Source organism: Chitinibacter fontanus (assembly GCF_013423785.1).
Taxonomy (GTDB): Bacteria; Pseudomonadota; Gammaproteobacteria; order Burkholderiales; family Chitinibacteraceae; genus Chitinibacter; species Chitinibacter fontanus.
Map to the genome: position 1 here is coordinate 509,112 of NZ_CP058952.1, position 19,563 is coordinate 528,674.

Genomic DNA, 19,563 nt, shown 5'->3' on the forward strand with positions numbered 1-19,563 from the left:
AAATCCAGCACAAGGAGGAAATTACATTCGGAAGTGTTCGCCCAGATATACGCGACGAACATCTTCATTATTCACGATCTCAGCCGGTTTACCAGCTGCCATCACCGAGCCTTCTGAAATGATATAAGCACGGTCACAAATACCGAGCGTTTCGCGAACATTATGATCGGTAATCAACACCCCAATTCCGCGCTCTTTCAAGAAGCCAATAATGCGCTGAATATCAATCACCGCAATCGGATCGACACCGGCAAATGGCTCATCAAGCAAGACAAATTGTGGGTTAGACGCCAACGCACGCGCGATCTCGACACGGCGGCGCTCTCCACCGGACAAACTCATGGCATTACTATTGCGTAGATGCCCCACATGCAGATCATGTAATAATTCATCTAGGCGCTCAATAATTTGCGCTTTATCGCTGTAGTGCAGCTCCAGCACCGATTTGATATTTTCGGCCACAGTCATTTTGCGAAAAATCGAGGCCTCTTGGGGCAGATAGCCCAATCCTAAGCGAGCGCGCTTATGAATCGGCTGCTGACTCACGTCGACACCATCGAGCTCGATGGTGCCCTGATCCATCCGCACCAGACCGACAATCATGTAAAAGCTGGTGGTTTTGCCGGCTCCATTGGGACCCAATAAACCAACCACTTCACCACTACTGACTTCCAGTGATACATCGCGCACTACAGTGCGTTTCTTATAACTTTTCTGCAAATGCTGGGCTTTAAGAGTGCTCATGCGTTTTATTTGCTCACGGGCTTGCTGGCGGTTTCAGAGGCTTTTTTCTTAGGGGTCAGAGTGATATTTACACGTCCACCCGATTTACTTTGCGCCTGGTAGTACTCGGTATTCATGTCATAAGTGATTTTGTCACCCACAACTAAATCCTGATTACGTTTAATCCAAGCTTTTTCCATCAACACCATAAAACCTTTCGCACCGTCATAATCAAAGCGCAACGCCTCAGCATCCAGCATCTCACCCGAATCTAGTCTTTGCTTAAAGCGCACCGGACGCCCCTCACCTTGGGCAAACTGATTGCCTTGCTCGTCTTGGCGAGTCACCAGCTTATCGGCACGAACCACCATGGTCCCTTGTGTGACAACCACATTCCCGGTACAAACACTTTGCTGCGTTTTCTGATCTAAAGCGCAATTATCTGCGACGATATTCATCGGTTTTTCACGATCGGCGGTTTCAGCTGAAACGGTATTACTGAGTAGCAGTGCCAACAAGGGCAGCACGAGCGGTCGGAACATAGGTCATTTTTACCTTAGATTTTAATAAAAGAGTCTGTGCGCTATTGTCAGCAACAAACCCAACTGCCTCAGCATGATGCGGCCCCATATCTGCCACCACAGGGGCATCGGAGCTAGCTTGATGCGTTGCTTGATTCAAAAACACGTCATGGCTATGGATAATGAGCTCTGCTTGCGTGCCGAATGGTGCGCGACGCAATTCCACTTGATCATAGAACCAGATTTGCGAAGCTTTGAAGATACTTTTCCCGCGCACACCAGTCACCGTCATCACAGGCTTACCCGGATCCGTTTGTACCAAACGTGGCTGATTAAACAGCAGCGTATCTTCGGCACGGAAGTGGCGCACTTCGCTTGCAATCAACTCGGATCGCTTAAGCCCCGCCACATCAAAACGCTCCAATACACCACGCTGGGTAATCATATCTGGCGTATTCGGATCAATTTTCTTGGTCGAAACCATATCTATTGCCGCACGGCTCAAACCCAGGATTAGGGCAGCAACCAGTAACAATAGCATCATGGGCAAGGCCCAAATAGTCAGGCTACGCAAAATATCGCCTTACTGCAGGTATGGAGCCAAAGCTGCATCCAGCGTTCCTTGGCTTGCCATGATTAATTCACATACTTCGCGTACCGCGCCAGCACCGCCTTGGCGGCCAGTGACATAATGCGCATATTGCTGCACCAACTCGGGAGCAGCTGGCACCGACACGGCAAATGCAACGCGACGCATTACAGGCAGATCAATGACATCATCCCCCATAAACCCACACTCGTGCTCGCTCACTCCAACTTGCTCGATCAAAGCTTTAAAGGAAGCCAATTTATCGTGTGAGCCTTGGTGCAAATAGTCGATGCCCAGATTTCGCGCTCGATGCTCAAGCAAACGAGAAGTGCGTCCGGTAATAATCGCCAATTTCACCCCGCTATTTTGCAGCATTTTCATTCCATGCCCATCGAGCGAATTAAATGCTTTCATTTCTTCGCCTGAGTCAGAAAAATACAAACTACCGTCGGTCATCACACCATCGACATCAAAAATCATTAATTTTACTGGTTTTGCCCGTTCAATCATTTTTCCACCCCTAGCAGGGTATTAATCTTAACATTAGTATAAACTTGGCTCACAGGGATATACCCCTTTAAACCACTCTAGCGCGAAGTAGGTCATGCATATTAATAGCACCGACCAGAACGCCAGCATCAACGACCAGCAAACCATTAATTCGACGCGTTTCCATCACTGCCGCAGCTTCAGCTGCGAGCCGCTGCGCCTCTATGGTAGCAGGATTTCGGGTCATCACTTCCGACACCAGCGTAGTTCGCAAATCAAAATCTCGATCCAAGGTACGGCGTAAATCACCATCGGTGTACACACCTTGTAGCAGCCCCTGCTCATCGACCACCGCGGTCATCCCCATCCCTTTGCGACTGATTTCTAGCAAAGCATCACGCAAACTCATGGTGGTTTGCACTACGGGCAAGGCATCACCTGCATGCATTAAATCACGCACATGCACCAGTAGTTTGCGCCCTAGGCTACCGCCCGGATGCGAAAGTGCAAAATCATCCGCCTGAAATCCACGTGCCTCAAGCAATGCCACGGCCAAGGCATCGCCCAAAGCTAAAGCAACCGTAGTACTAGCGGTTGGAGCCAAATTCAAAGGACATGCTTCTTCTTGTACCCCTGCATCAAGGTGCACCTGAGCTTGTGTTGCCAGCGTTGAATTAGGATTACCAGTCAGCGAAATAATGGGCGTTGCCAAGCGCTTTAAGCTAGGCAGAATCGCCAAAACTTCATCACTCTCGCCCGAATTTGACAATACCAGCAAAATATCTTGGCGCGTAATCATACCTAAATCACCATGAGCGGCCTCCCCTGGATGAACGAACATGGCAGGCGTACCGGTACTGGCCATCGTGGCAGCAATTTTGCGCGCGATGTGCCCTGATTTGCCCATCCCCATCACCACAACACGCCCAGTACAGGCCAAAATCATTTCGCAGGCACGATTAAATTGCTCGGCATCAAGCCGAGCTACAGTTGCTGAAATTGCTGCAGCTTCCATCTCCAAAACGCGGCAGGCGCTATGGTATGCAGTTTGCGTCATTCAAGCCCTCACCAGTGAATTTTGAGCTCGGATTATAAAAGACCTCTGCAGTCTGTAACAGCGATCTGCTAATAAATACTATTCGCTTCAGTTATACTTACATCAAACTAATTAGTCTTTAGCATTATTTACTGGACTAGGTCAGCCTCTTCACCCTACACAACGAGACTCACTAGCGCGGTATGTCTTCAAATTTACAAAGCCTACTCTTCTTACTTGCCACTGCGGTATTTACCGTGGTGATTTGCCGAAAAATCAAACTCCCGCCAATGCTCGGGTACTTGCTAATCGGCATGATCATTGGGCCACACGCGCTGGGAGTGATTCCATCCAGCGAAGAAGCAAGCCATTTAGCCGAGTTTGGCGTAGTTTTTTTGATGTTCACCTTGGGGCTAGAATTCAACCTTGCCAAACTCAACGCCATGCGCCGCATTGTATTTGGACTGGGCCTGAGTCAAGTACTAGCCATGTTGCTACTGGTGGGCAGTGTAGTCATTCTTTTAGGCTTAAGCTGGCAGGTCGGCCTGACCTTAGGCGCCGTAATGGCAATGTCCTCAACTGCCATGGTGTCCAAATTGCTCACCGATCGCAATGAGCTGCACGCCCCGCACGGGCAAAATGCATTTGGCATTTTGCTCTTTCAAGATTTGGCCGTCGTTCCTTTCCTGATCATGATTCCGGTATTGAGTCAGCCTGCTGAAGCACTAGCGGCCTCACTTAGCTTTGCGGCTTTAAAGATTTTTATCGTCTTAACTTTATTGCTGTGGCTGGGGCAGAAGTTGATGCGCCCTTGGTTTAATTTGGTCGCTCGGCAACATTCGAGCGAGCTGTTTATGCTCAACATCCTGCTCATCACCCTTGGCATTGCCTGGCTAACCGAATTGGCTGGTTTGTCATTGGCACTGGGAGCTTTCTTAGCGGGGATGCTGATTGCAGAAACTGAATATCGCTACCAGGTTGAAGACGACATTCGCCCATTCCGCGATCTGCTACTTGGCCTATTTTTTGTCACCGTCGGGATGAACCTTAACTTTGCGATTTTGCTATCACAATGGCCGCTGATCTTGCTACTGGTGGTGGTACTTGGCCCTATCAAAATTCTAATTATTACCGGGCTCGCCAAGTTATTTGGCAACTCGGCTGGTGCTGCGTGGCGGACTGGTTTCGCCCTCGGGCAAGGCGGTGAGTTTGCCTTTGTTTTATTGGCATTAGCAGCTGGACAAAATTTGATGCCCAACGAGTTACTGCAAAGCACCATTGCGGCAATCATAGTCTCGATGATGGTCACACCATTTCTGATCCAACACTCGGATAAATTGGTACTACGCCTTGCCAGCTCCGAATGGATGAACCTTGCAGCCAATCTGCACCAAATTGCGGTGCGTAGCATGGCCAACACCGGGCACGTCATACTGTGCGGTTATGGCCGGAGTGGACAATCACTAGGGCGGATTCTTCACTCGGAAAACATTAACTTCTTTGCCTTAGATTTGGACCCGGAAAAAGTACGCGAAGCCGGCGCCGCGGGTGAGTCGGTGGTATTTGGCGATGCAGCCAAGCGCGAGGTACTGATTGCCGCAGGTTTAATGCGCGCCCGAGCCTTAATCGTCACATATGCCGACACACATTCGGCCATGAAAATTCTAGAAGTGGTTCACCAGATTCGCCCTGAGCTACCCGTTATCGTTCGAACTCAAGATGATAGCGACATTGATTTAATCAAAAACGCCGGGGCCGCCGAAGTTGTGGCAGAAATAATGGAAGGCAGTTTGATGCTCGCCTCGCACACCATGATGCTACTCGGTGTTCCTCTCAACAAAGTAGTGCGACGTATTCGCGAAGTACGTGAAGCGCGGTATCAAATGATTCGTGGATTCTATCGCGGCACGCATGAAGACAATGATGAATCCGACCGTCATCAAGCGCGTTTGCATACCGTGCAACTCACCCAAAATGCTCACGCCATTGGCTTTACCATTAGTGAATTGGCGCTCAATGAGCTGGATGTAGAAGTGCGTAGCATCCGCCGTAAGAATCGTGCGTCAGCGCAGCCAAGCGATGACTTTCAGCTACAAAACGGCGATGTGATGGTGCTACTGGGGGTGCCAGAAAACTTGGCTGCAGCTGAAATGCTATTACTACAAGGCAAATAAATGGGCTCCAAGTAATAACCTAGAGCCCACATACATTAAGCAGTATAAGCCGAAAAACCAATATGAATCTGTTTCTCAGCAATATACCCTAGCGACGATTGAATTTTGGTCGTTTGCCAAGCTCAACTTTGGCATCGACTTGTTCACCCTGTCGCACATAGCTCATCGGAACCACCTGCTCAGGTTTTAAGGCCGAAATAATATCAAGCATTTTGGCCGAATTAACGACCTCTTTTCCGTCAATCGATAACAAGACATCACCAGGTTTGATGCCCGCATTAGCCGCTGGGCCGTTACGCACCACGCCAGCAATCAGCGCCCCCTTGGTGTCTTTCAAGCGAAACGATGACGCCAACTCAGGCGTAACATCCTGCACCTCTACCCCCAACCAGCCGCGCGTGACACTACCATCCTTAATCAGCGCCTCCATAATTTGTTTCACGGTCGTTGCTGGGATCGCAAAACCAATCCCCAAAGAACCACCCGTTTTTGAGTAAATCGCCGTATTAATGCCGAGTAAATTACCTCGGGTATCAATTAAGGCCCCACCCGAATTACCTGGATTAATCGCAGCATCGGTCTGGATAAAATTTTCAAAGGTATTGATCCCCAGCTCGGAGCGCCCCAGCGCTGACACAATCCCCATCGTCACCGTTTGTCCAACACCAAATGGGTTACCAATGGCCAGCACTACATCACCGATCTCAACTTTGTCGGCGTCGGCAAAACTAATCGCTGGCAAATTGGACAGATCAATTTTAATCACGGCAATATCAGTATCCGGATCACTACCAATCAATTTGGCACTAGCAGTACGACCATCGGCGAGCGCGACTTCAATTTCATCAGCCGCCTCAACCACATGATTATTGGTGACGATATAGCCCTGCGAAGACACCAAAACGCCCGAACCTAAGCTAGATGGCCGTTGCCCATCTTCATCTTGCCCGCGGTCACCAAAAAAGCGTCGAAATAATGGATCATTCAACAAGGGATTACGCGGCTGGCGCGCTTGCTGCGATGTAAAAATATTCACTACTGAAGGCTTGGCCTTTTTTGCGGCAGCGCTATACGATAATTCTGCGGGAGCAGAAGCTGTCGCTTGTGTCTCTTTCACGGTTACAACCGGAGTTTGCGGTGCTACCGGCAAACGCCATTCCGGCTTCAGTAAGGTAACCAAGAACCAGATCGCCAGACCGATAGTGGTAGTTTGTGCGAAAATGAGCCAAAGTTTTTTCATATCACGTTTATCTTTATGCCAATACAACGCCAAGAATTAGAAAATTATATCGGACAACTGCTTGCAGTGGCGCGATTCAAAGATTACGCCCCTAATGGCTTACAAGTTGAGGGCAAAGATCAAATTAACAAGATCGTCACCGGGGTAACCGCCTCACAAGCCTTAATCGATGCGGCGATCAGCCAAAGCGCTGATGCAATTTTGGTGCACCATGGCTATTTCTGGAAAGGTGAAGATCAAACAATTGTCCGAACCAAAAAACAGCGTATTGCCAAACTACTCGCTGCTGACATCAATCTTTTGGCCTATCACTTGCCACTTGATGCTCACGAAACATTGGGTAACAACGCACAGCTGGCACAAAAATTAGGCCTGATTCCAACCGCACGCTTTGGCGAACAAGAGCTAGTATGGCGCGGTGAGCTGCCAGTTCCTATGTCCTTAGACACCTTTAGCCAGCATGTGGCGATACAACTCAAACGCCCCCCACTAACGATTGGCAATCCGGGTAAAGCCATTCGCACTATTGCCTGGTGTACCGGTGGGGCACAAAGCTATTTCCGCGAAGCGAGCAATTTAGACATCGATTGTTACCTCACGGGAGAAGCGTCGGAATTTGTTACACACTTGGCGCAAGAGAGTGGTGTTGCATTTATTGCAGCAGGTCATCATGCAACAGAACGATATGGCATTGAGGCATTAGGTAAACATTTAGCCCAAGAGTTTAATCTTGAGCATACACACCTCGACTTGGATAACCCTGTATGAAAAAACAGACATCTCAGTGGCTATGCCTATTAATCAGCAGCATTTTGCTAAGCGCATGCAGCACACCACCAGCACCAACACCTCAGACCGAACCCAAACCTGTCGCAAAAGCGCAACCAAACGTGCCCAGTGTTCTGATTGTCGGTCGCAGCAATAAAGCCGTGATCGAAGATATTGTTCGCTTTCGAACTAGTAAAGGGATGAAGGTATTAAGTCGTAGCAATACTCGCCTGGAATTTAGCTCTACAGTAAGTAAAGCCAATATTCCGACCGAAGCCAGAATCCAGTACACACTCACTCAGGCAAGCCAAGGCTGGCAATTAAGCGCCAAAGTCTTTCAAATCAGCTACCCAGCCACCAAGAACGAGAAAGTGGAAGACATTACCCCGCATGTATTGGATAAATTGAATGAAGAATTGGCACGTTATGTGACCAATTAATCGGTTTTTTATACTTTATTTTGGAAAAGGTCTACTAAGACGGCCTAGAGTGCTTTAAGTTCCCTACTGCATTCGGGTACAATTTGGCGGTTTAAGAATTATTGCGTTCCTACAAATCAGGGATTGGGTTATGAGTGAGCAGCAAGTAGATAATAGCAAACGGCGATTTTTATTAATTGCCTCCAGCGCAGTGGGCGCGGTTGCGACAGCAGGGGTTGCAGTACCTTTTGTCGCCAGCTTTTTTCCTTCCGAGCGCGCAAAAGCGGCCGGTGCACCTGTCGAGGTTGATATCAGCAAACTCGAACCAGGTCAAAAAATCACCGTTGAATGGCGCGGGAAACCAGTCTGGGTGGTTAATCGCACTCCAGAAATGCTAAAAGATCTGTCTAAAAATGATCCTAAGCTACTCGACCCGAAATCTGATGCCAGCGATCAGCCTGAGTATTGCCATAATGCAACTCGCTCGATCAAGCCAGAAATTTGGGTGGCCACCGGGGTATGTACCCACTTGGGCTGTTCACCGACTTTCCGCCCAGACCTAGCGCCGGCCGATTTGGGTCCAGACTGGGTTGGCGGATTTTATTGCCCCTGTCATGGCTCCAAGTTCGACTTGGCTGGTCGCGTCTTCTCTGGCGTACCAGCACCAATCAACTTGGTTATCCCTCCGCATAAATACCTCACCGACTCGACAATTCTGGTCGGCGAAGACAAATAAGGGGCTAAGTCATGAGCAATCAGCAAGCATTACCAGAAAAACTATTAAACTGGGTTGACGAGCGTTTTCCATTGACTAGCACTTGGAAAGCACACGTATCCGAATATTACGCACCAAAGAATTTTAACTTCTGGTACTTCTTCGGTTCATTAGCCATGCTCGTTCTGGTGATCCAGATCGTGACCGGCATTTTCCTGACGATGAACTATAAGCCTGATGGCAATCTGATTCCGGGCACCAACATTTCGGTAGCTTTCGCATCAGTTGAGTACATCATGCGTGATGTGGCGGGTGGCTGGATTATCCGTTACATGCACTCAACCGGTGCATCGATGTTCTTCGTGGTAGTGTATCTACACATGTTCCGTGGTCTGATCTACGGCTCATACAAGCAACCACGTGAACTGGTTTGGGTATTTGGTACACTAATCTTCCTGATCTTGATGGCTGAAGCCTTCTTGGGTTACCTACTACCTTGGGGCCAGATGTCATTCTGGGGCGCGCAAGTTATTGTGAACTTGTTCGCATCGATTCCTGTAATTGGTCCTGACCTGTCAGTGCTGATTCGTGGTGACTTCGTAGTTTCTGATGCCACCTTGAATCGCTTCTTTGCGCTGCACGTGATTGCCGTACCTTTGGTACTGCTCGCACTGGTTGTAGCCCACTTGGTAGCACTGCACGAAGTGGGTTCTAACAACCCAGATGGCGTTGAAATCAAGAAAAACAAAGATCCAGTAACACACATCCCACGTGATGGCATTCCATTCCACCCGTACTACACCGTGAAAGACATTTTCGGCGTAGCGGTGTTCTTGGCAGTGTTTTGCGCGATCTTGTTCTTCAAACCTGAAATGGGCGGCTTCTTCTTGGAGCATCCTAACTTCGACCCCGCTGATGCGCTGAAAACGCCTCCCCACATTGCACCAGTTTGGTACTTCACACCGTTCTACGCTATTTTGCGTGCAATTCCATCATTCCTTGGCACCCAAGTTTGGGGTGTATTAGGCATGGGTGGTGCAGTGGTATTGATCGCCTTCCTGCCATGGCTTGATCGCTCACCGATTAAATCAATCCGTTATCGTCCAACTAGCTTTAAAGTGATGTTGGTACTGTTCCTGATCGCATTTATTGGCTTGGGCATCTTGGGTGCAATGCCATCAACGAATGTTCGTACGGTTATTGCTCAGATTCTGTCATTTATCTATTTTGCTTTCTTCTTGGGTATGCCTTTCTACACCAAGAACGAGAAACCATGCACGCCAGTACCTGAGCGTGTGACATTCTCAACTAGCAAACAGCAAATGATGTTCTTGGTTTATGTTGCCATTGCAATCGGTGGCGCTTACTTGTTCGCTCATGTGGTTTAAGGAGACAGCCATGAAAAAAACGCTCGCTAGCCTCCTCGCCATTGCATCTTTGACTATCGCTGGTCAAAGCTTTGCGAACAGCGAAGGCATTCATCTCGATAAAGCACCGATTGATCCAAAAAATGCGGAAAGCATTCAGCGTGGTGCACAAACGTTCGTTAACTATTGCTTGTCGTGTCACGGTGCCGCAGTCATGCGTTATAACCGTTTGCAAGACATCGGTTTGACTGAAGCGCAAATCAAAGCCAACCTAATGTTCACCACTGAAAAAGTGGGCGATCAGATGAAAGTAGCCATGGCTGCGAAAGATGGCAAAGCATGGTTTGGCGCAACGCCGCCGGATCTGAGCTTGATCGCACGCTCACGCGGCACCGATTGGCTCTATAGCTACCTGCGCTCGTTCTACCGTGATGACACTCGCCCAACAGGCTGGAATAATCTGGTGTTTGATAAAGTAGGTATGCCACACGTACTGTGGGAGTTGCAGGGTGAACAAGTGCTGGAAATCAAAGGTGAAGGCCCGCACGCCGAGAAAACCCTGAAACTAGTTAAACCAGGCTTACTGACTCGTGGCGGCGAAAATGGTCAATTCGATAATCACGAATTCGATCAACGTGTCGGTGACTTGGTCAACTATCTGTCATACATGGCAGAACCAGCTCAAGTGAAACGTGAACAAATTGGCTACGGCGTATTGCTGTTCCTGATCTTGTTCCTGATCCCAATTACTTATTTGCTGAAAAAAGAATACTGGCGCGATGTTCACTAAGCGTTAGTAACTAGCAAACAAAAGGGCGGTTTAACCGCCCTTTTTTCATGTATATGCCAAAAAGCCAAGCTCACAAAGGGTTACCGAGCAATACCCCACCCAAAAACCCAACTCAACTCATTAAGCGCCAAAAACAACAAAATACAATTTAATTCATTATTATCAATGACTTATCGGTGTTTTAATAGCTATTGCAATGCAATATCATTACAATTGCACCTATTGTTTTGCTACCTACAAAGGACTCTCCCACCATGATGAAGTTGTACTCTGGTACTTCCTGCCCGTTTAGCCACCGCTGCCGTATTGTGCTATTCGAAAAGGGCATGGACTTTGAAATTCTTGATGTGGATATTCACAGCAAACCAGAAGATCTGGCAGTAATGAACCCATACAATGAAGTCCCTGTACTGGTGGAACGTGATTTGCAGTTGTATGAATCAAACATCATTAATGAATACATTGATGAGCGTTTTCCACACCCACAATTGATGCCCGCCGATCCGGTGATGCGTGCTCGTGCCCGCTTGATGCTGTTCAATTTAGAGCGTGAATTGTTTATTCATGTAAAAACACTGGAAGATGCCAGCGCGAAAAAAACTGCGCTTGAAGCTGCACGCGCCGCAATCCGCGACAATCTGACCCAAATCGCTCCGATTTTCACCAAACAAAAGTATATTCTCGGTGAAGAGTTCTCGATGCTCGACGTGGCAATTGCCCCATTGCTCTGGCGCTTTGAACACTATGGCATTGAAGTTACCAAAGGACTGGTACCGGTAATGAAATATGCCGAACGTCTATTTAGCCGCGAAGCATTTATTGAGTCGCTAACGGCAAATGAAAAAGCGATGCGCAAATAAAGCAGCAAAAATACAACACTTCTTGGCCCCGCTTGCGGGGCCTTTTGCATTCAATCCGTATTCAACGGCAGATTTACAACCACTTAATGTAAGCCTGCTACAATTGCGAAATATTCTTCTACTTTGCGGGGCCGACCATGCAAACTGTATCGACCAAACCGTATTTACTCCGTGCCATTCATGAATGGTGTTCAGATCAAGGTTTCACACCCTATCTCGTCGTCGCTGTTCGCGGCAAAATGCAAGTGCCGATGGAATACGTGAAGAATGGCGAAATTGTTCTTAACGTAAGCTATAACGCCTGCCGCAATCTCACTATTGCCAATGACTTTATCAGTTTCTCTGCCCGCTTCAATGGCGTATCACGTGATATTGAAATACCGGTTGGCGCGGTGATTTCGATCTTCTCACGTGAAAATGGCGAAGGCATGGGGTTTGAATACGAAGGCAACGAAGCAGCAGGGCAGCCCGAATCAGCCCCGGAATCTAGCTCGCACGATGAACCACCACAAGATCCGCCGCCTCGCCCAAGTGGCCGCCCGCAATTACGAGTGGTTAAGTAATTGTTACTGCGGTAGCTCTACATCATCAATGTGACTACAAATAAAAACCCGCATATAGCGGGTTTTTATTCACTGACAGGCAATAACGCTTATTCAGCCGCTTCGTCCTCGGCTGACAACATCGCAGACTCTTCCTGTGCTTTCGCTTTCTCGGCAGAAACACGCTGCAATACCGCGGCAAAGAAGGCATCGGTTTGATGTTGTGCCGGGGTCAATTGCAAATATTCATCCTGCAACGCGATCTCCACACGCTCCTTGGCCAATAATTCGCGTGCATCGAGCAACTGGAAGTCCGGATGCGAGGCGAGAAACTCGCGCACGATTGCTTGATTTTCACTTTGTAGAAAGCTGCATGTGGCATACACCAAGCGCCCGCCATTTTTTACCAAACGTGAGGCCGATTTCAAAATTGCACGCTGTTTTTCATTCAGCTCGGTGACACTTGCCGCCGATTGGCGCATTTTCAGGTCTGGATTACGGCGTAATGTGCCCATACCCGAACATGGAGAATCGACCAATACAACGTCCATTTTACCAGCCAGACGTTTGATCTTTTGGTCGGTTTCCGACGCGATCAACTGTGGATTAACATTCGACAGGCCAGAGCGAGCTAAGCGTGGTTTTAGATTAGCCAAGCGTTTTTCAGAGACATCAAACGCATACAGACGACCGGTATTTTGCATCATCGCGCCAAGCAGCAAGGTTTTACCACCCGCACCCGCGCAGAAATCAGTCACCATCTGACCGCGTTTCACACCGGACAACAGACCCAACAATTGGCTGCCTTCGTCCTGCACCTCAACACGGCCTTCAATAAAGCATTTGTATTTATTAATTGCAGGCTTGCCTTCCACGCGGAGCCCCCACGGCGAATACGGCGTTGGCATGGTATTGATATCGCCCGCGGCTTTTAACTCTGCCGCGACAGCCTCACGCTTTGCCTTAATGCTGTTCACACGAATATCGAGCGGCGCGGACTGTAACATCGCCAAACCCATAGCTAAAACCTGCTCTTCGGTTTGACCTTCTGCGAGCATGGCATCCACCAACCATTGGGGCATAGCCGCACGCACATTGAGTGGTGCGTCGCGCAGTGCCATCCCCTTCATCGCACCCGCTCGTTCTTTATCTTCATCGGTAAATACTGATGGCAATTCACGCACATTTAGATGCTTGATCCGTGTGAAATAGGCAAGCAATAACTCGCGCGTGCTGGCTAAGCGAGCCTCGGTACTACCAGCGATCCACTCCAGTTGTGGCAAATGGCGCAACATACTGAATACCGTTTCTGCAATCACCGCCCGGTCTTTATGCCCTAAATCTTTATTTTCGCGAAAATGACGCGAGACCACGGCATCTGCAGGGGCGTTAAAACCCAGCGCCGAATTTAAAATATCAAGCGTGGCAGATAATTGCTTTGGTGTCATAAATACTCTCTTTATTCAATCTTGCCGAGAAATCGGCACAGTATGCCAACGGAGATCAGCATATTCATTACGGTTATAGTCACAACCATCAACTAAGGGCGCCTTGCACCAGGAGCTTGCAAACTAGGGTTCACCCACTCCAATACTTTTTTGCCATCCAAACTTACATTGTAGGCAGATAAATCATAACTGCCATCTTTGCCAAAATTGATCACCATGCGCACGGGCAGATTATTCCAATCAGGCGCTAGCCAGAAATCGACTTGTCGATCACCTGTGCGTGAGCTCATCAGTAGCGCGGTAATTTCCTGCTCACCAATTTTTAACTTAGCTTCACCTTTGAGCTCAAATTGCACGTCAGGATAGCGCTTACGACCAGAGAATAGTGCCATTTCATACTTAGCCTGACTGCCGCCCATCAATGCCAAATGCAATGCAGCCGACATTAAATCTTGATCACCCGGCGCAAAGGGTTCAACCTTTTGGTTACTGCCTTCACTGAGCGTAACCTCCGTTTTATCCCAGTCAAAGCGCACATCATATTTTGGGGTTTCAAATTGCTTGCGGTATTCGATAAATTGTTCCGGCATCACGCCGTGCTTATCGATCTTACCGCGACTAATAAAGCGCCGCGCATGCCCCGGAATTGGCACATCTAGCTGTAACTCGTAGCGCCCCGCCTCCAAATGCCACTGCAAGTAGGCAGGAAAGCCCATATATCGGTATTCAATTTTAACCTCACGCGGAAAACGCTTGGCCGCACTTTTATCAATCTTGGTTGCCAAGGCTGCACTGGCAATACGCTTACTTTTTGAAGCCGCACTTGCCAAAACGCCGACAACTTCGCTGGCTTGGCTCGCCATCTTCAGCTGCATTTCCGATGCAATTTGGATAGCAATTGATGCGGAGCCCCCACTCGCGGCAGTCCACTGTACCGACGTCACTTTACTGGCACTTTCTTTGGCTATCAGGCTGACTGGCGCTACTTTGGCGGAAGGACTTGCTAGCACCCTTGCTGGCTTGGGTTTCTCAGCAGGTTGTGCCGCCATGGGTTTTAGTAATACGTATTGCTGCTGAGCGGGCTTAACGCCTTTCAATTGCGCTGTGGCACTATCATCTGCTTCAGCATCAATTGATTGAGCCGCCAATTTGCGCTCGGTTTTTTTTAACTCAGGGTCATCAATTTGGCGATAGCTTAGCCAATTGAGCAGTGGCTCGCTCAGGATCGAAGCCAGATGCAAGCCAATTGAGAGTGCCAGAGCCCACCAAGCGTATTTGCTCATCATTTTAAATACTAGGTGCTCGCACAGCGATATCAGCCCGCACTTGCGCAGCCAGCTTTACTTTCCCATCTACAACTTGCAATTGATCCGCCACAAACCAAGCTACCGCCTGAGGGTAAAGTTGATGCTCTTGCACAAGAATCCGGGCAGCCAGGGTTTCTGCCGTATCATCATCGAGCACAGGCACGGCGGCTTGGGCAATCATCGGGCCATGATCGAGCTCCGCCGTCACAAAATGCACCGTGCAACCCGCCAGCTTAACGCCCTCATCAATAGCGCGTTGATGCGTGTTCAGGCCAGTAAATGCCGGCAACAGTGATGGATGGACATTAATCAGGCGGTTACTGTAGCGATTAACGAAACCCGCAGTCAAAATACGCATAAATCCGGCCAGTACTAGTAAATCAGGGCTATAGCTATCGACTAAATTGGCCAGCGCCAAATCAAAGCTTTCCCGATCGGCAAATTGTTTGTGATCTAATACGGCCGTCTCAATGCCACGTTCAGCAGCCCATGCCAAACCACCTGCATCAGGGCGATTCGAAATCACCGCGGCAATCTGTGCGCCAGCAATTTGTGCATTCACAATAGCCTGCATATTACTGCCACGGCCAGAAATCAGAATTACAATATTTTTCATGCATCACCCGGGGTATATGCTTTAATTCCATATACCTCAATATATTCGTGGCAATACCTTATATTGGTATTTGCGATTTTATAAAAACAAAAAGCGAGGTCATTGACCTCGCCTTTTTCAGACTGACGTCAATTATGCGACTTGGGTCTGGTGCTCATCCCCTACGCGCTCACGAACCACGCCCAGTTGATAAACTGTTTCACCCTCAGCTTGCAACAACGCAGTCGCTGCAGCCGCATCTTCCGCCGCCACAATGACAACCATACCAACGCCACAGTTAAATGTTTTGTACATTTCTTGCTGCGCCACATTGCCTTGCTCTTGCAACCAAGTGAACAGTTTTGGCATGGTCCAGCTCGCTGCGTCGATTTGCGCAACCACATTCTCTGGTAATACGCGCGGCACATTCTCGGTGATACCACCGCCGGTAATATGCGCCATGCCTTTGACCGTTAAAGTATCAATCAGTTTCAATAATGGCTTCACATAAATGCGCGTTGGTGCCATCACCACATCGGCCAATGAACGGCCACCGTCAAATTCAGCGTTAAAGTCAACTTGACCCAAAGCCAAAATTTTACGGATTAAAGAGTAGCCATTTGAATGTGCGCCGTTGGATGCCAAACCAAGCACCACATCACCCGCTTTAATGTCTTGGCCAGTAATGACTTTTGATTTTTCAACCACGCCAACGGCAAAGCCAGCCAAATCGTATTCGCCAACAGGGTACATGCCCGGCATTTCAGCGGTTTCACCCCCCGTCAAAGCACAACCAGCTTGTTCACAGCCGTAAGCAATGCCTTTGATCACTTCAGTTGCGCTATCTACATCCAATTTGCCGCAAGCGAAATAATCCAAGAAGAACAATGGCTCAGCGCCTTGTACCAGAATATCGTTCACGCTCATGCCGACCAGATCGATACCCACGGTGTCGTGACGGTTCAAATCAAAAGCCAATTTCAATTTGGTGCCCACACCATCAGTGCCGGAAACCAGAACAGGCTCTTTAAATTTTTTGCTGATTTCAACCAGCGCACCAAAACCACCAATGCCACCGAGCACTTCAGGGCGCATGGTGCGCTTGGCAAATGGTTTAATATTTTCAACGAGCTGGTCACCAGCGTCGATATCAACACCGGCGTCGCGGTAGCTCAGACTTTGCTTGAGATTTTGGTCGCTCACGGGAAAGGCCTCGTAGTGGGCGGCGCTGTAGGTTAAAATACGCGCCAGATCTGCTAAACGCGGTATTTTATCGCATTTAGCTGCATCTGTTGATCTTAGTTTTCGTATTAAATCGATGTCAAAGCAAGCCTTTATTGCCAAGACCCGCCCTCTTACTTGCCAAATAAGGCATACAACGTGATTTCTTGCTCGCTACACGCCTAAATGAAGCAATTACTGTTAGATTTATTGTTACCCGCTCCGCGTACCTTTGATGATTTCGTGCGTGGAGAAAATGCAGAGCTACTCTTCCAACTTGGGGAGTGGGCGCAGGGTGACGTGCGTGCACTCTATATCTGGGGAGAAAGTGGCGCAGGAAAAAGCCATTTGCTCAGCGCGAGTGAGGCCAAACTCAATCATCAATATGCCGTTTACTTTGTTAATGCACGTGAAGAAATGCTACCTCAACACGTGGACGGTAACGCGGCATTGCTGGTCGATAATGTTGAAAGCCTAGATGCCGAGCAGCAGATTGTGCTATTTGATCATTACAACACCTTACGCGAAGGCGGCGGCAGGATTCTCGTGAGCGGCACCTTACCGCCAATGCTGTTAGCGCTCAGAGACGATTTGGCCACTCGTCTGGGCTGGGGCTTGGTCTATCAGCTCAAATCACTCTCTGATGAAGACAAGATTGCCGCCCTACAGCGCCGTGCGCGCCATCTTGGCTTTGAACTACAGCGTGAACTAGGTGAATATTTACTCAACCACGCTGCCCGAGACTTACCCAATCTATACCTCCAATTAGAAGCAATTAATGAAATGGCGCTGTCAAAACAGCGCCAAATCACCTTGCCTCTCATTCGAGAAGCCTTAAAAAATAACACGTACTAAATTCGCGGCTTAAGGCAATAGGCGCATCACCACATTGACCTGACCACTTAAGGCCCAGCAATCCGAAGTTGCCGTGTACGATGTTGTACTATCGGCATCACGAACAATGCCGCTACCGGACTCACCATCATCGATTTGACGATCTAAAGCGCATACGAACCTAGGATCAGCTTGGGCACTCCCCGGCAAATCGAGCCAACTTCCTGCAACAGCCCGTGTGCCTGCAAAACTCGGATTACCCGCGCCAGTGCTATTCCAAACCTCCCAGTCTTGCCCAAAAACACTACGTCGTTCTGCATTAGTAAGAATATTACTTCGGTCGATCAATGCCACCCAAAAAGCGACAGCTTCATTGCCTGATTCAATCAAACCATTTTTAGTCCCAGTACACACGGCAGTGCCTGCGGTGGGTTGGCCGGCCCCACAACCATCGCCTGGATAAGAGCCATACTTTTCGTAAAATATATTTATACCAGCGACGATTTTATTATGTTGCGCTGCCAAATTTTTTACTTTGGCGCCATCAATCAAATCCTTACCTTTAAACGCCATTCCCAAAATCAGCCCAATAATCACAAGCACAATAGCCAACTCAACCAAGGTAAATCCATTTTGCTTCATCCGCATAACAACCCCCTCTTATGGCATCACTTTTATCAAAACATTAGCCTGACCCGACAAACTCCAGCAATCAGTTGCCGCAGAATAGCTATTACTGCTAGATGCATAGGGAGCAGTCGTGGCGGGATCACCATCACGAACGACGCCTGTATTAGCATCACCATCGTCCATCAATCGATCTAGCGCACAAATAAAACGCATATCGGCATTGGCTGCACCGGCAAAGTCCAACCACAGCGCACCGGAGCGATTCCAGACCGTCCAATCTTGGCCTAATACACTGCGCCGATCGGCGCTTTGTAAGATATTGGTCACATCAATTAACAAGACCCAAAATGCATCGGCTTCAGCACCATTGTCAATTTGTCCATTGCGGGTGCCGTTACACGCCGCCACCGTTGCAGGGGTGGCAGTAGTACAGCCATCTCCAGGGTAAAAACCATACTTCTCGTAAAAAATATTAATTCCACTAACGATTTTATTGTATTGCGCCTGCATATTCTTGACTTTGGCACCATCAATCAAGTCTTTGCCCTTGAACGCCATCCCCAGAATCAGACCAATAATAACTAACACGATCGCTAGCTCAACCAGCGTAAAACCCTGATTGCGGCGCATCATGGCAGCACCCGAATACCAATTGAAACTTGACCAGACAAAGCCCAGCAATCGTCGGTGGCCGAATACGTGACGCCAACACTGCGTACAATCCCCGTCGTATTGACTCCATCATCCATTAATCGATCAAGTGCGCAAACAAAACGCACATCAGCGGCCGCCGTAGCGGTACTGGTGAGTGTTAAATAATTAGTATTGTTGGCATAACCAGTTTGCGTGGCCGCAGAATCGGAAATCACCCAATCCTGCCCAAATACACTGCGCAGATCGGCACTAGTTAAAATATTGGTATTCTGTAGCAGTGTGATCGCAGCAGCGGTTTCTGACGCACCATTAATCAAACCGTTGCGCCCAGTTGTAGGGCAAGTAGTCGCCCCTGCGGCCGGCGCGCTGGCACAGCCATCACCTGGATACGCGCCATATTTTTCGTAATAAATATTAAAGCCAGCAACAATTTTGTTGTATTGCGCCTGCATATTTTTTACTTTGGCTCCATCGATCAGATCCTTACCTTTAAAAGCCATTCCCAGAATCAGACCAATGATCACCAGCACAATTGCCAGCTCGACCAAGGTAAAACCTTTTTGTTGGTGATATTTCATTGTGCACACCCCGCATTTGACCTTACGAATCATTGACTTCGCAATCTAGTCTAGACAAGGACT

22 protein-coding genes are annotated in these 19,563 nt (G+C 48.6%); 9 read left to right on the forward strand and 13 right to left on the reverse strand.

Features of this window, described 5'->3' with window-relative positions; all coding sequences use genetic code 11:
* Positions 1 to 21: 21 nt before the first annotated feature.
* The 5 genes from lptB to HZU75_RS02390 form a co-directional block, all read right to left on the reverse strand.
* Positions 22 to 744 (reverse strand): LPS export ABC transporter ATP-binding protein, encoded by a 723-nt coding sequence (gene lptB, locus HZU75_RS02370; RefSeq protein ID WP_180307615.1) that lies wholly within the window; start codon positions 742 to 744, stop codon positions 22 to 24.
* A 5-nt stretch (positions 745 to 749) separates the two neighbouring features.
* On the reverse strand, positions 750 to 1,265 hold the full coding sequence (lptA, locus tag HZU75_RS02375) for a lipopolysaccharide transport periplasmic protein LptA (RefSeq protein WP_180307616.1): 516 nt from the start codon (positions 1,263 to 1,265) through the stop codon (positions 750 to 752).
* Positions 1,219 to 1,788, reverse strand: coding sequence for an LPS export ABC transporter periplasmic protein LptC (lptC, locus tag HZU75_RS02380; protein ID WP_180307617.1), 570 nt, complete (start codon positions 1,786 to 1,788; stop codon positions 1,219 to 1,221). Before lptC ends, lptA begins: the two co-directional genes overlap by 47 nt.
* Positions 1,789 to 1,827: 39 nt before the next feature.
* Positions 1,828 to 2,343, reverse strand: coding sequence for a KdsC family phosphatase (locus HZU75_RS02385; RefSeq protein ID WP_180307618.1), 516 nt, complete (start codon positions 2,341 to 2,343; stop codon positions 1,828 to 1,830).
* Positions 2,344 to 2,410: 67 nt separating this feature from the next.
* Positions 2,411 to 3,379: a KpsF/GutQ family sugar-phosphate isomerase gene (locus HZU75_RS02390; RefSeq protein ID WP_180307619.1), complete on the reverse strand. Its 969-nt coding sequence runs from the start codon at positions 3,377 to 3,379 to the stop codon at positions 2,411 to 2,413.
* Between the two features lie 182 nt (positions 3,380 to 3,561).
* Here HZU75_RS02390 and HZU75_RS02395 point away from each other — a divergent pair, with 182 nt between their 5' ends.
* Positions 3,562 to 5,532 carry a monovalent cation:proton antiporter family protein gene (locus HZU75_RS02395; protein WP_180307620.1) on the forward strand — a complete coding sequence of 657 codons (1,971 nt, stop codon included), beginning with the start codon at positions 3,562 to 3,564 and terminating at the stop codon, positions 5,530 to 5,532.
* An 88-nt stretch (positions 5,533 to 5,620) separates the two neighbouring features.
* Here the strand turns inward: HZU75_RS02395 and HZU75_RS02400 are convergent, their stop codons facing one another.
* Positions 5,621 to 6,772 (reverse strand): Do family serine endopeptidase, encoded by a 1,152-nt coding sequence (locus tag HZU75_RS02400; RefSeq protein WP_180307621.1) that lies wholly within the window; start codon positions 6,770 to 6,772, stop codon positions 5,621 to 5,623.
* 15 nt (positions 6,773 to 6,787) lie between these two features.
* Between HZU75_RS02400 and HZU75_RS02405 the strand changes: the two genes are divergently transcribed.
* The 7 genes from HZU75_RS02405 to HZU75_RS02435 all read left to right on the forward strand — a co-directional run bounded on the left by HZU75_RS02405 (position 6,788) and on the right by HZU75_RS02435 (position 12,254).
* The gene (locus tag HZU75_RS02405; RefSeq protein WP_228028160.1) at positions 6,788 to 7,540 is read left to right on the forward strand and encodes a Nif3-like dinuclear metal center hexameric protein; all 753 of its coding nucleotides are present in this window, start codon (positions 6,788 to 6,790) and stop codon (positions 7,538 to 7,540) included.
* Positions 7,537 to 7,980 carry a hypothetical protein gene (locus HZU75_RS02410; RefSeq protein WP_180307622.1) on the forward strand — a complete coding sequence of 148 codons (444 nt, stop codon included), beginning with the start codon at positions 7,537 to 7,539 and terminating at the stop codon, positions 7,978 to 7,980. The genes HZU75_RS02405 and HZU75_RS02410 overlap by 4 nt, the downstream gene beginning before the upstream one ends.
* A 130-nt stretch (positions 7,981 to 8,110) precedes the next feature.
* The gene (gene petA / locus HZU75_RS02415) at positions 8,111 to 8,695 is read left to right on the forward strand and encodes a ubiquinol-cytochrome c reductase iron-sulfur subunit (protein ID WP_180307623.1); all 585 of its coding nucleotides are present in this window, start codon (positions 8,111 to 8,113) and stop codon (positions 8,693 to 8,695) included.
* An 11-nt stretch (positions 8,696 to 8,706) separates the two neighbouring features.
* The gene (locus tag HZU75_RS02420; RefSeq protein WP_180307624.1) at positions 8,707 to 10,062 is read left to right on the forward strand and encodes a cytochrome b; all 1,356 of its coding nucleotides are present in this window, start codon (positions 8,707 to 8,709) and stop codon (positions 10,060 to 10,062) included.
* 10 nt (positions 10,063 to 10,072) lie between these two features.
* The gene (locus HZU75_RS02425) at positions 10,073 to 10,831 is read left to right on the forward strand and encodes a cytochrome c1 (RefSeq protein ID WP_180307625.1); all 759 of its coding nucleotides are present in this window, start codon (positions 10,073 to 10,075) and stop codon (positions 10,829 to 10,831) included.
* Between the two features lie 254 nt (positions 10,832 to 11,085).
* Positions 11,086 to 11,691, forward strand: coding sequence for a glutathione S-transferase N-terminal domain-containing protein (locus HZU75_RS02430; RefSeq protein WP_180307626.1), 606 nt, complete (start codon positions 11,086 to 11,088; stop codon positions 11,689 to 11,691).
* A gap of 137 nt (positions 11,692 to 11,828) precedes the next feature.
* The gene (locus HZU75_RS02435; protein WP_180307627.1) at positions 11,829 to 12,254 is read left to right on the forward strand and encodes a ClpXP protease specificity-enhancing factor; all 426 of its coding nucleotides are present in this window, start codon (positions 11,829 to 11,831) and stop codon (positions 12,252 to 12,254) included.
* A gap of 89 nt (positions 12,255 to 12,343) precedes the next feature.
* On the opposite strand, the gene HZU75_RS02440 is transcribed toward HZU75_RS02435, so the two are convergent.
* The 4 genes from HZU75_RS02440 to purM form a co-directional block, all read right to left on the reverse strand.
* Positions 12,344 to 13,681, reverse strand: a complete 1,338-nt coding sequence (locus tag HZU75_RS02440) for an RsmB/NOP family class I SAM-dependent RNA methyltransferase (protein ID WP_180307628.1) — start codon at positions 13,679 to 13,681, stop codon at positions 12,344 to 12,346.
* Positions 13,682 to 13,773: 92 nt separating this feature from the next.
* A complete protein-coding gene (locus HZU75_RS02445) occupies positions 13,774 to 14,967 on the reverse strand; it encodes a DUF3108 domain-containing protein (protein WP_180307629.1) in 1,194 nt (397 codons plus the stop codon).
* A 1-nt stretch (position 14,968) separates the two neighbouring features.
* Positions 14,969 to 15,604: a phosphoribosylglycinamide formyltransferase gene (gene purN / locus HZU75_RS02450; protein WP_180307630.1), complete on the reverse strand. Its 636-nt coding sequence runs from the start codon at positions 15,602 to 15,604 to the stop codon at positions 14,969 to 14,971.
* Between the two features lie 132 nt (positions 15,605 to 15,736).
* On the reverse strand, positions 15,737 to 16,786 hold the full coding sequence (gene purM, locus HZU75_RS02455) for a phosphoribosylformylglycinamidine cyclo-ligase (protein WP_180307631.1): 1,050 nt from the start codon (positions 16,784 to 16,786) through the stop codon (positions 15,737 to 15,739).
* 204 nt (positions 16,787 to 16,990) lie between these two features.
* Here purM and hda point away from each other — a divergent pair, with 204 nt between their 5' ends.
* Complete coding sequence (gene hda, locus HZU75_RS02460; protein WP_180307632.1) at positions 16,991 to 17,659, forward strand: DnaA regulatory inactivator Hda; 669 nt, start codon at positions 16,991 to 16,993, stop codon at positions 17,657 to 17,659.
* A 9-nt stretch (positions 17,660 to 17,668) separates the two neighbouring features.
* On the opposite strand, the gene HZU75_RS02465 is transcribed toward hda, so the two are convergent.
* The 3 genes from HZU75_RS02465 to HZU75_RS02475 are packed head-to-tail and all read right to left on the reverse strand — an operon-like array spanning position 17,669 to position 19,500.
* A complete protein-coding gene (locus HZU75_RS02465; RefSeq protein WP_180307633.1) occupies positions 17,669 to 18,286 on the reverse strand; it encodes a type II secretion system protein in 618 nt (205 codons plus the stop codon).
* A 12-nt stretch (positions 18,287 to 18,298) separates the two neighbouring features.
* On the reverse strand, positions 18,299 to 18,901 hold the full coding sequence (locus HZU75_RS02470; RefSeq protein ID WP_180307634.1) for a type II secretion system protein: 603 nt from the start codon (positions 18,899 to 18,901) through the stop codon (positions 18,299 to 18,301).
* Positions 18,898 to 19,500 (reverse strand): type II secretion system protein, encoded by a 603-nt coding sequence (locus HZU75_RS02475; RefSeq protein ID WP_180307635.1) that lies wholly within the window; start codon positions 19,498 to 19,500, stop codon positions 18,898 to 18,900. Before HZU75_RS02475 ends, HZU75_RS02470 begins: the two co-directional genes overlap by 4 nt.
* Positions 19,501 to 19,563 lie beyond the last annotated feature (63 nt).